This is a genomic window from Spirosoma daeguense, assembly GCF_054776875.1.
Map to the genome: position 1 here is coordinate 859120 of NZ_BAAHBF010000003.1, position 12688 is coordinate 871807.

The 12688-nt window shown below is 46.0% G+C and carries 8 protein-coding genes; 5 read left to right on the forward strand and 3 right to left on the reverse strand.

Annotated elements, in window-relative coordinates:
* Positions 1-56: 56 nt before the first annotated feature.
* Complete coding sequence (locus ACYVD4_RS12465) at positions 57-2939, reverse strand: sugar-binding domain-containing protein (protein WP_460945987.1); 2883 nt, start codon at positions 2937-2939, stop codon at positions 57-59.
* A gap of 262 nt (positions 2940-3201) precedes the next feature.
* Positions 3202-5268: a methionine--tRNA ligase gene (gene metG, locus ACYVD4_RS12470; RefSeq protein ID WP_460945989.1), complete on the reverse strand. Its 2067-nt coding sequence runs from the start codon at positions 5266-5268 to the stop codon at positions 3202-3204.
* A gap of 122 nt (positions 5269-5390) precedes the next feature.
* Here metG and ACYVD4_RS12475 point away from each other — a divergent pair, with 122 nt between their 5' ends.
* From ACYVD4_RS12475 to ACYVD4_RS12490, 4 genes are all read left to right on the forward strand, one after another.
* Positions 5391-6488: an AAA family ATPase gene (locus tag ACYVD4_RS12475; RefSeq protein WP_460945991.1), complete on the forward strand. Its 1098-nt coding sequence runs from the start codon at positions 5391-5393 to the stop codon at positions 6486-6488.
* Complete coding sequence (locus ACYVD4_RS12480) at positions 6481-6996, forward strand: hypothetical protein (protein WP_460945993.1); 516 nt, start codon at positions 6481-6483, stop codon at positions 6994-6996. Before ACYVD4_RS12475 ends, ACYVD4_RS12480 begins: the two co-directional genes overlap by 8 nt.
* Complete coding sequence (locus tag ACYVD4_RS12485; RefSeq protein WP_460945995.1) at positions 6977-8017, forward strand: SDR family NAD(P)-dependent oxidoreductase; 1041 nt, start codon at positions 6977-6979, stop codon at positions 8015-8017. The genes ACYVD4_RS12480 and ACYVD4_RS12485 overlap by 20 nt, the downstream gene beginning before the upstream one ends.
* Positions 8018-8130: 113 nt before the next feature.
* Positions 8131-9534 (forward strand): tetratricopeptide repeat protein, encoded by a 1404-nt coding sequence (locus ACYVD4_RS12490; protein WP_460945997.1) that lies wholly within the window; start codon positions 8131-8133, stop codon positions 9532-9534.
* 85 nt (positions 9535-9619) lie between these two features.
* On the opposite strand, the gene mtaB is transcribed toward ACYVD4_RS12490, so the two are convergent.
* The gene (gene mtaB, locus ACYVD4_RS12495; protein WP_460945999.1) at positions 9620-10948 is read right to left on the reverse strand and encodes a tRNA (N(6)-L-threonylcarbamoyladenosine(37)-C(2))-methylthiotransferase MtaB; all 1329 of its coding nucleotides are present in this window, start codon (positions 10946-10948) and stop codon (positions 9620-9622) included.
* A 476-nt stretch (positions 10949-11424) separates the two neighbouring features.
* Between mtaB and ACYVD4_RS12500 the strand changes: the two genes are divergently transcribed.
* Positions 11425-12459, forward strand: coding sequence for a glutamine synthetase beta-grasp domain-containing protein (locus ACYVD4_RS12500; RefSeq protein WP_460946001.1), 1035 nt, complete (start codon positions 11425-11427; stop codon positions 12457-12459).
* The last annotated feature ends 229 nt before the right edge of the window (positions 12460-12688 follow it).

Genomic DNA, 12688 nt, shown 5'->3' on the forward strand with positions numbered 1-12688 from the left:
TCTTACCTGCGAACGTAGTAAAACGCAGTCAGTCAGTTGAATAGGTGGTAATTAATTTAGTTTTTTGCGGCAGAAATCAGCGTTGTTTCTTTCTGGAATAACTGCTGAATCTGTTCGGGGTTTAGCTCGTTATTCGGCTGAAACTGCTTGCTGTTCATGTAGTTGAGTAAGCTGTGTTTTAACTGGCGAGCCGACGGACGCTGCGCAATGTCGGTGTCAAGGTCGACGCTGCACACCATCAGTTTTCCTTTGCCAACCCGACCTTCGAACGCCAGTGACAAACGCCGATTTTCGAACCACGTATCAATGGGTTGAATGAGCGGACGTAGCGTTTTGGGGAAATCGTTGAGAATAATGGTCTGCGAATGACTCACAATATCCTGCCACTGGTAGTTGCTGCTGGCTTCGGTGGGGAAACTGGCAAACAACGGATGCTTCGGGTTACAAACCAGACCGAGCGTGTGCGGTGCCTGCCCGCCAGTCCAGGACGTATTCCAGAACACAGTCGAGAACCCAATTTCAACTTCGGCGCCTTTGCCCTTCCGTACATGCCCGTAAGGCAAGAGCAATACGTTCGCGCCGTTTTGTAGCTGATTCACTACGTCGGGCGTAAGCTCATTCGTTACCACTACGTTGCCCGTTGCCGCATTGGCGTTCAGCCCGGCGGGGTATACCCAGAAATTCCATGAATTCACTACGTCGGTGCCTTTTAGGGAAACTTTTAGCGTCAGCATTTCCGGTTTTTTAAAGGCCGAGAGAGCAAACTGAACGTCGCCGATTGTTTGTAGATTATCGATTGCTACGTTGTCTTTGGTCAGCGAACCGCTCTTTTTGACTTTTCCGGTAGCGTCGAGTATTTGCCAGACGATGGTTTGATTTTTCAGCGCATCGGCACCGAAATGGGCAATTTCCAGTGCGGCTTTCAGGGATTCATTGTTTTCATAAATCAACTTATCCATCCGGGCCAGCAAAACGGTTGTGTTGCAGAACGTCCGGTATTCCTGAGGAGTTGTATAGCCTTTCGATTCCCAGAATGTATCCAGTGCGCCTACTAAAGCCGTGCCTTGTCCGGGAAAATCGTGCAGGCCAAGTAGTTGAAAACCAGCGAATCCGGGCGTACGTAGTGCCGCTTCTATATCGGCTTTGTAGCAAAGCGTCTGTAATCGGCCCGACGAATATAGAAACGCTTCGGCCTGATCACCCATACCGTTTTCTTCGAGCGTTTCTTTGAAAATCTCGTAATTGGTTGGTTTCACCGCGCCTGTATATTTGGCCATCTCCTTAAAATTGGGATATACGCACCATTGACCAATTTCGTGGCTAACGTAAGGGGCTGAAGCTGTTTTGGTGGTTTCGCGCCAGTCGTAACTGGTTTTGGGCATTCCCTGATTGATAATACTTTTTACCCCTTCGCCCCAGCGCTGAATCCGCGCATCGGAGTGAATGTGAAACTGATTTTCAGGAATCATTGGCCAACCCGCTCCACTGGTGTATAACCGGCGACTGTCTTTCTGTTTGAAGTGATCGACCCACCGCCCCAGAAACTCGTTTTGATACGCTCCGCCGGGTTCGTTTCCGGGCGACATCATGCAAAAAGATGGATGATTTCCGTATTCGTTCAGGATGCGTTCCGACTCCTGATAAATGAACGTATCGATAACCCCACCCGTACCAACGGCACTGCTTTGGTTGGCCCAGAGCGGACTCTCTACGTAAAGATATAAACCAAGCCGGTCGGCTACGTTGAAGGCGGCTTCGGGGGGGCACCACGAGTGAAATCGAAGATGATTCAGGCCGTATTGCTTGGCCGTCTGCATGATTTTTTCCCAGTACGGTTCCGTCGTTGGTGGATAACCCGTTAGTGGGAAAGCGGCACAATCGACATCACCGCGCAGAAAAACAGGACGTCCGTTAATGGCAATTCGCGTGCCTTTCGTACTCATTTCACGCATCCCAAACGCTACGTCCCGCTCCGACATCGTCTGCCCTTGTGCATCGACCAGTCGGGCGGTTAGCTTGTAAAGATTCGGGTTGAATTCGTCCCAAAGTTTCGCGTTAGTAATGGCATACGTAGCGGTCAACGTAGTGGTTTCGGTAGAAAAGCTAACGGGAATCGGTAGTTCGGGTAGGGTAGGAGAGTTGGGCTGAGTGCTACGTACCTGTAATAAAACTTTTCCCTGAAACGACTGATGACGAGGTTGTTGCAACGACAATGCTACGTTAATGTTCTGAGCCGCTACGTTCGGATAAACCTGCACATCAGCAACATGAGAGAGCGATTCGACCGAAAGTGATAAGTCGCCCACAAGCCCGTTCCAGTTTGTTTGCGTATGATCGGCAATGCTGTGCGAGTTGGGGCCGATGTGCATTTTGATTCGATTGTCGACCCGAACGGTAATGCTGTTTTGCCCGGAACGTAGCAGTTTCGTCAGGTCGAACTGGTGTGGAGCAACCAGACTATTTCGGGTGCCGCAAAACTGGCCGTTTACATAAACCGTGGTTTCCCAATGGCAGCGTTCCAGATTGAGCGTTACCCGTTTTTTTGCCCAGTTGGTTGGAATATCGACGGTACGTTTATACCAGGCCGGGCCGACGTAGTATTTTACGGGTTTCAGCCAGAACGGAATTTTTAGATTACCCTCCCGGTATTTCTGGTATTTGTCTGAGACAAAATACGTACTGTCAATTACGTCGCCCGTCCAGGGAGTTTGCAGGGTGATATCGTTGCCTTTGCCATTTTCGGTTAATGAACCGGGCAGTTGTACATGGTCTGTAAACGTTTGTTGCCACCAATGTTGCCGTAAGCCGAGATCGTCGGGATCAAGACGGAGTTGCCATTGCCCAGCCAGCGAAATCTTCGTTTGCGCGAAAGTTAAAAAAGGACAAAGTAGCCAGAGGGCTATGGTAAAGGGCAGGATACGTAAACCGATTTTTTGCATCGTTCCGTAAAAGTAACGTTAGGGTGAGGTCGTATTGCTTTCGATGATTATGCAAAAAACACAAATCCATATACGATAAACCATAGAGTTATTTCGGGAAAAGATGGATTATCTAACGAAGGAGTCTGTTATTAGCTGAGTGAGAAAGACATCGGTAAGCTTTTCGAGTTCGGCTTTATAGCTGTGCCTGGCTTTTCAGCCACAAAAAAAGGCTGCTTCTAAAATTCAGAAGCAGCCTTTTCATTGTATTGATACGTAGTAGTTACGACACCGTTCCGCCATTCCAGACCGATTCGCCGGGGGTGATAAGCGAGAGTTTACCATCGCGATCTTCGGCCATCAGAATCATTCCCTGCGACTCCAGCCCCATCATCTTACGAGGAGCTAAATTTGCTAAAAACGTAACCTGCTTGCCAATGACTTCTTCCGGGCTGAAATGCTTGGCAATTCCGCTCAGAATCTGCCGACCGCCCAAACCGTCATCTACTTTCAGTTTCAGTAGTTTATCGCTTTTCGGTACACGTTCAGCTTCGGTAATGGTGCCAACGCGGATATCCATCTTGGCGAAATCATCGTATGTAATTTCCGACCGGATTTCTGGTACGGCTTTAGTTTCTAATTCGTTCATGTGTTTAGCATTCAGCAGTTTCTGGACCTGTTTCTGAATCTCGTCGTCTTCAATTTTGGCGAAAAGTAAATCCGCTGGCCCCGCCGGAGCCTGACCCAACGCGTGTCCCTCTACCAGCAAATCGGCCCGACCAGCGTTTGTCCAGTTGAAATGCTCGGTTATGTTGAGTTGCGCCCGAAGCTTTTCCGTAGTAAATGGCAGGAACGGTTCACAAACAATGCTGAGATTCGCTGTGATTTGTAGAGCAATATTCAGAATCGTATGAGCGCGTTGTGGATCGGTTTTGATCGCTTTCCACGGTTCGGTTTCGGCCAGATATTTATTGCCTAATCGCGCCAGATCCATCAATTGATTCAATGCTTCGCGGAACCGATACGTAGCAATTGCTTGCCCGATACGGTCGGGGAACTGCGCCAGTTCGTCCAGAACCTGTTGATCATACGTAGTGAGTTCGCCGAGCGATGGTACGTTCCCTTCGGCCATTTTATGCGTAAGCACAACAGCACGGTTCACGAAATTGCCCAGAATGCCCACCAGTTCGGAGTTGTTACGTGCCTGAAAATCTTTCCACGTAAACTCACTGTCTTTGGTTTCGGGTGCATTGGCGGCCAATACGTAGCGTAATACATCCTGTTTGCCCGGCAACTCGTCCAGATACTCATGTAGCCACACAGCCCAGTTGCGCGACGTACTGATTTTATCTCCCTCGAGGTTCATAAACTCGTTGGCTGGTACGTTGTCGGCCAGAATATAGCTTCCTTCGGCCATGAGCATCGCCGGAAAGATAATGCAGTGGAAAACAATGTTATCCTTACCGATAAAATGCACCAGCTTAGTGTCTTTGTCGCGCCAGTACAATTCCCAGTCGCGCCCCTGCTGTTCGGCCCATTCTTTGGTCATCGAGATATACCCAATTGGCGCATCGAACCAGACGTAAAGTACTTTGCCTTCGGCATTGGGCAACGGTACTTTAATGCCCCAGTCGAGGTCGCGGGTCATGGCGCGGGGACGTAGCCCTTCTTTCAGCCAACCCTGACATTGTCCAAATACATTGGTTTTCCATTCGGTATGGCTGTTCACGTATTGTTCAATATCGGGCTGCATCCGATCCAACGGCAGGAACCAGTTTTTGGTCGAACGCATCACTGGTTTTGAGCCTGACAAAGTAGAATGAGGCTCAACCAATTCCGTTGGGCTGAGCGCCGTACCACAGCGTTCGCACTGATCGCCATACGCATTGGTATTTCCGCAAACCGGACACGTACCAACAATATAGCGGTCGGCCAGAAATTGTCCGGCTACTTCGTCGTAATACTGCTCCGTGACTTCTTCCACGAAATCGTTGTTGTTGTAGAGTTTGGTGAAAAACTCCTGCGAGGTTTCGTGGTGAATCTGATTCGACGTCCGCGAATAAATATCGAACGAGATGCCGAAATCCTGAAACGCCTGTTTGATCTGGACGTAGTATTTATCGACAACTTCCTGGGGCGTAATCCCTTCTTTTTTCGCCTTAATCGTAATCGGAACGCCGTGTTCATCGGTACCGCTTATAAAGGCAACGTCTTTTCCGGTTGAGCGCAGGTAACGCACGTAAATGTCGGCGGGCAGGTAACAGCCAGCAATATGCCCAATGTGAATTGGGCCATTGGCATAGATGAGAGCCGCTGTAACGGTGTATCGTTGTGGGTTTTCGAGAGGCATCTGTAGGTCGTTGGTCAGTAGTCGTGAGTCGTTAACCTATCGACTAGCGACTAATTTTGGCAAAATTAGCAATTCAGGGCCGAACGTTGTTATGTTTACACAAAGAGTGCAGCCGAGCTATTATGGAGAACAACACGCCTGATACGAATAATTTCCTCAACTGGGTCGAAATCAAAAACTTCAAGTCCATCAAAGACCTCCGTCTCGACTGCAAGCGTGTGAACGTATTCATCGGTAAGCCAAACGTCGGCAAATCGAATATTTTAGAGGGGTTGGGTTTGTTGGGGGCGAGTTATGATGACGATAAATATTTGAGTGGAGCTGTTCGCTATAGTGAGTTGAGAGACCTATTCCGTGATAATAATCCTGAAGAGTCGATTGAAATAAATACTAATGTACTTAATGCCGTTCTTGAGCGACGTGATTTAGGGGAGAATACTGCTGAAGATGAGTATGACCTGAAGAGGACACGTGCAAATGAAGATAAATATGATTTAACAAGAAAAAGTACTGATTCTACTTATAGAAGTTTTTATCTAGATTCTAATGGAAATGTTCGAACCTTATCTGCTGGAGTATTTAACAAACGTGAAGAAAGGGATCATTTTGAAACTTATCGAACAAGTCCAGTAAAGAAATATGACTTCAAGCAATTAGATAACTTTAAAAATACATTTAGCCAATATTTACTTCCTCCTCATGGCGGAAATCTTTATGCTGTAGTTAATCGGTATTCAGACTTATGGCAGGAGTTTGCAAAACTTTTTGAAGAGCAAAGCTTAGAGTTTGTGTTATCAGATTTTGAACAGAATTTTATTCTTCAAAAGAAAGAAGGCCCTCGGGTCAAGCAATATCCTTACTTCTCCATTGCCGATACGTTCCGCAGATTCATGTTCTACGTAACGGCTATTGAATCCAATAAAAACTCGGTAATTGTTTTTGAAGAGCCAGAGGTTCATTCTTTTCCGCCATACGTAAAAACAATGGCACATCGGATTGCTTATAGCGAAGAAAATCAATTCTTTATCTCAACGCATAGTCCTTATTTGTTGCAAACGCTAGTAGATGAATTGGATGAGACTGAGTTAGCTGTTTACATTACGTACTACAAAGATTATCAGACGCATGTCAGGCAGCTTACAACGGATGAATTACAGGAAGCTCGCGATTTGAGTATTGACTTGTTTTACAATCTTAGTCGCTACGAGCCGAATGCCTGATCGTCCTGTTTTATTTTTACCTGAGTGCCATGCCGACACGGCTTTGATTCGTTTTCTATTTCCTGACCACAAAATGAGTATTCATGAGCAAGGATGCCCCGAAGTGGCAAAGGCTATGTTATCGCCCCGAGCGAATGAATATAACTTAATTGGTATTGTAGACAATGATAAAAAGCTAAATATGCATTGTAAAGGCTTTTTCGCCAAGTTTGAATATGTAGACCAACGTGATAAACTGTTGGTTAAAAAGCATCCCGATACAAACCAATTCATTGTTGTAGTTGATAAAGCAATTGAAAGCTTTCTATTGTGGAATGCTGAATTAGTTGGAGTTGATGTAGGGCAGTATGGATTCAATATTGAGGTTAAACGATTTGGTCTACAACTCAAGACGCCAACTATCGAAACCGATTCTAATTACCTCCAGCTTCTTGTCGAACTTCACGCTCGTCAGGCTCCGGGCTTCATCACTCTTGAACGTATTTTAAATGCCCTCATCACTACGTAATAACGTATTTATAACAGGAGGAACTGGTTTTATCGGTTCCCACATTGCCCGGCGTTATCTGGCCGAAGGATATAACGTTTCCGTATTGTATCGCCCGACGAGTGGGTATGGTATGCTGGCTGACCTAGCAGATCAGATTACGTGGCATGAAGGCGATATAATGGATATTCCTTCACTCGAAACCGCTATTGAAGCCGAAAGTAAGACTGGCAACATAGATGTTATTCACGCGGCAGCCATTGTGTCGTTTGTTCCGAAAGATCGCGACCGGATGGAACGTATCAATGTAGAAGGTACAGCCAACGTAGTGAATATCTGCCTGAAAGCGGGTGTGCGGAAATTAGGGTATGTAAGTTCGGTTGCTGCTATTGGTCGGCCAGCCGCGAAAGTAGGTGAACGTGCTGGTTCTGTGCTTATTAATGAAAATCAGAAATGGGAAGATTCACCAAATAATTCAATTTATGCCAAAACCAAGTATCGGGCTGAACTGGAAGTTTGGCGGGGTGTGGCAGAAGGACTAAACGCTGTAATGGTTAATCCATCGGTTGTGCTCGGTGCTGGCGATTGGCAACGTAGCAGCCTGCAATTGATTAAATATGTATATGACGAACGTCCTTTTTACCCGGCGGGGCTGGTTAACTACGTCGATGTACTCGACGTAACCGATTCGTTGGTTCGGCTGATGAAGTCCGACGTAGCGGCTCAACGGTTCATCTTAAATGGGGGCACCATTCCGTATCGTTCGTTGTTAGAACAGATAGCAGGTGTTCTGAAGAAGCGTCCGCCAACCATGCGGATACCGCCCTTGCTGACAAAATTGCTTTGGCCGTTAGAAGCCGTTCGCGCGTGGGCAATGGGAAAAAATCCTCTTATTACGCGGGAAACAGCCCGGTCGGCAAGTGCGTCATATCGGTATGATGGACACAAATTAGAGCAGGTACTTGATTTTCAATACCGACCACTAAGCGAAACATTACAACGGGTAGCGAGTGCCTTCGAATTGGCTCCACCAACGGCGTAAATTTTGCAAATGGGGTATTGGAAATTCAATATTTTGGTTTAAATTTCACTGCCAAAGGATAAACCGAGCCAATGGCTTCGGCCCCTATCCGCCCACATTTTTAAGGCAATAGTATGGAGCAAGAGTTCGAAGAACGAGAAGGCGATATTAAAGAATCTATCCGGCGTTTTGAGCAGATGCTGGACCAGCAACAAAGCCAGTTTTTCGATTTGGATGTCTATGAACAAATGGTTGAGCATTACCTCAATCAGGGCGATTTAGACAAGGCGTTCAAAGCCGCCGAATCCGGTCTGGAAAACTTCCCGTATGCGCTGGAATTAATGCTCGACAAAGCCCAGATTTTAGCTAATTATCAACGGTTCGACGAAGCGCTTGATTTACTGGAACGGGCTTCGTTGTTTAACCCCGGCGACCTCGATGTACCATTTATGCAAGGCTCTGTCCTGAATATGGCTGGCCGCTATGAAGAATCGATTCAGGTGTTGGAAGAGCTACTCGACCGGGCCGAAGATAAAGATGATATCCTATTTCAACTAGGGCAGAGTTATCAGAATTGGGGCAAATACGATGAAGCGATTACCCAGTATAAAAAATCGATAGCGCTAAACATTAATAACGAAAATGCCCTGTATGAACTGGCGTTCTGTCTCGACATAACAGGTGAACTGGAGAATAGCCTTTCGTATTACCAACAGCTAATTGACACTGATCCGTATTCATACAATGCGTGGTATAATATGGGCATAGCTAATAGCAAGCTTGCCCGTTATCCGGAAGCTGCTGAAGCCTATGATTACGCTGTACTGATTAAAGAAGATTTTGCGTCGGCGCATTTTAATCTGGGTAATACGTATATGAATCTCGGCCAGTTTGAGAAAGCGGAACAATGTTACCGTGAAACACTCAAATATGAGGAGCCCACTGCCGATACGTACTGCCATTTAGGAGCTAGTCTGGAAAAACAGGACAAAATATCCGAAGCTGTTAAAGAATACCGTGAGGCTATCCGTATGGATGCCATGTGGGATGAAGCGTGGTATGGGATTGGTGTTTGTCTGAGCGAGTCGGGAAAATGGTACGAATCTTTACCTTTCCTACAGAAAGCAGTTAAACTAAACGACCAGAACGGAGATTATTATATTGCACTGGCCGAAACGGAATACAAAGTCGGCAATGCGTTGGCGAGTGTCGAAGCGTTTGAGAAAGCGGCCGAAGTTGATGCCGAAAACCCAGATGTGTTTCTGACATGGTCGCTAGTGCCCTTCGATCAGGGCGATTTTCTAAAAGCGAACGATATTATTCAGTCGGCTATCGAGGATATGCCTACTGAAGCAGATTTGTATTATCGCTCAGCGATTTATCTGATTCATGCCGGTCATTATCGCGAAGCGCTGATTCAACTGGAAGCAGCACTCTCGCTCGATTATGATGCACATGTGCAGTTATTCGAGTTTTTCCCTGAGCTGGAAAAACAAAAAGCACTTTACAAAATTATTCAGCAGTATAAAAAAGACTAAGCTGAGATTTGATTTTAACAAAAAGCCCGTTTCTGAATCAGAAACGGGCTTTTTGCTTGTATAGCGTAATTGAATGAAATGGTATTCAATGGTGCTCCAAAATAACTTCTGGTTCACTAACTTCCATTAGGCCAGCCGCATTGATCGTGGTCATACGTACCGGCAGAATTTCGTTTATGAGCAAAGGGTCATATTTGGCAACTACGCGAACATAGTTTTCGGTAAAGCCCTGCATCAGACCATTTTCTACGTCTTCCTCAAACAGTACTGTTGCATCACGTCCTACCTGCGATTCGTAGAAAGCACGACGTTTTTTGTCTGACAGAATATGCAGCATTTTCGACCGTTCGGCCCTTACATTTGCAGGCACGATTGGTGTAATGTCGAGTGCCGTTGTGTTAGGCCGTTCGGAATAAGTAAACACGTGTAGATACGAAATAGGTAGCTCGTTCAGAAACTGATACGTCTCCTTAAACGCTACGTCGGTTTCGCCGGGATGCCCTACAATTACGTCGACACCAATACATGCGTGTGGCATTAACTCCTTGATTTTCTGGACGCGGTCAACATAAAGTTCACGTTTGTACCGACGACGCATTAGCCCAAGTACGCGATTACTGCCCGATTGAAGCGGTACGTGAAAATGCGGAACAAACCGTTTCGACTGGGCTACAAACTCGATAACCTCGTCGGTAAGCAAATTCGGTTCGATGCTCGAAATGCGAAACCGTTCGATGCCTTCTACTGAATCAAGTGCTTTGATTAAGTCGAGAAACGTCTCCTGCCGATGTCCATCGATCAACCCAAAATCACCGATATTAACACCTGTCAACACAATCTCTTTTACAGAACGTTCGGCAATTTCCTGGGCGGCACGTACTACGTTGGCGACCGTATCGGAACGGCTTTTGCCACGGGCAAGCGGTATGGTGCAATAAGCACAAGGATAATCGCAACCGTCCTGCACTTTTAGAAATGTGCGTGTACGGTCGTTAAGCGAGTACGAGGAATGATACTCAATGGCATTCTCAATCGGCGAGTTAAATACCTGAGCGGGTTGGCCCGTTGGCACTTTCTCGAATGTCGACATGAGTTCGTGCAGACGAAACTTTTCAGATGCGCCGAGTACGGCATCGACTCCCGGAATCTCCGAAATCTCCTTTGGTTTCAACTGTGCGTAACAGCCTAATACCGCTACGTAGCCATCGGGATTGATTTTCTGTGCTTCGCGAACAATTTTCCGGCATTTTTTGTCGGCATTGTCGGTCACGGAACACGTATTGATGATGAATATATCTGGTTGCTGATTAAACTCCACCCGCTCGTAACCGTACTGTTCCATCAGACGGCCTAGAGTTGATGTTTCGGAAAAGTTCAGTTTGCAACCGAGTGTATAGAAAGCAACTTTTTTCACAGTATAGACTTATATCTCACAAAATTACGAAAAAAACAGCGGCTGACCGGGACTTGTTCCTGCTACGCAGTAAATGGTATTCTTCCGTTGGAAGAAATTCAGGTAATGTTGAATAAAATACAAACGAACAGGCCTTTTACAAGCGATGTAAATCGACAATTACAACGTAGTATAAATAAAACCTGTTTTCTAGGAAAAGAACCTTTAAACGAGAGAATTACGCGTATTTTGAACGACTTATGGGGTATAGATACGATTTTATGAACAAAACCCACAAATCTGTATAGTTCTAATTTTTTTGGATAAAGTAGGGTTATTTACTGGACTGAACGAATTTTAATTATAATATTTCCATAAAAACAGTAAATAATACGGCTAAACCCCTTGGAGGCATTTATTTTTTATGGTGATGCCGCATTATATTTGTCGAAAGTATTGAGACAAAACCCCTATTTAAAACAATTCACTTGTACATCATGGCAAAGGCGAAGTTAGAATACATTTGGCTCGATGGTTATAAGCCCACCCAAAGCTTACGTTCAAAAACAAAAATTGAAGCTGATTTCTCTGGTAAGTTAGAAGATTGCCCAATGTGGTCGTTCGACGGTTCTTCGACCGAACAGGCTCCGGGTGGTTCGTCTGACTGTCTGTTAAAACCTGTTTTTATCTGCCCTGATCCACAGCGCAAAAACGGTTACCTCGTTATGTGCGAAGTACTGAACGCTGACGGAACGGCTCACGAGACAAATGGTCGCGCCACGATCCAAGATGATGACAATGATTTCTGGTTTGGTTTTGAACAAGAATACTTTCTTTGGGACGAATCAATCAATAAACCACTAGGATTCCCAGCAGAAGGTTTCCCAAAACGCGGGCAAGGTCCTTACTATTGCTCGGTAGGTGCTAATAACGCCTATGGTCGTTACGTTGTTGAAGAACATCTTGACGCTTGCCTTGATGCGGGTCTGAACGTAGAAGGTATCAACGCTGAAGTAGCTACAGGTCAGTGGGAATTCCAGATTTTCTCGAAAGGTGCTAAAGAAGCTGGCGATCAGATTTGGGTTGCCCGTTATATTCTGGAGCGTATCGGAGAAAAATACGGTCTTTCGATCAACTGGCATTGTAAGCCTCTTGGTGATACCGACTGGAATGGTTCGGGTATGCACGCGAACTTCTCGAACACCACGCTACGTACGGCTGGCAGCAAAGAAGTATACGAAAAAATCTGTAGCGGATTTGGTCGTACGCCCGAAATCATCAAAGAATGTATTGATGTCTACGGTGCTGATAACCACCTGCGCCTAACCGGTAAGCACGAAACCCAGTCGATCAGCCAGTTCTCGTTTGGTATCTCTGACCGGGGTGCTTCGATCCGTATCCCAATCGCTACGGTAGAACGCGGCTGGAAAGGCTGGTTAGAAGATCGTCGTCCAAACTCGGCCGCTGATCCATACAAAGTAGCTGCTGTTATTATTAAAACCGTTAAATCGGCTGAAGCTGTAGAAGCATAAATCGGTGAAACGAAATAGATAATGGAAAGCCGCTCCGACAATCGGAGCGGCTTTCTTATTTAGCAAAGAAACTTCACTGAATAAAAGAGTAAGAGCCCACCTCTGCTACGTTTATTATTTGCAGCAAAAGTTGCCGTAGACCTGTGAAACGAGCCTATAGGAAACGTAGCATACGGGCCGTTACGTTGGAATATCCACGAAGGCGTGTATGTTTGGTAAACTTTTGATC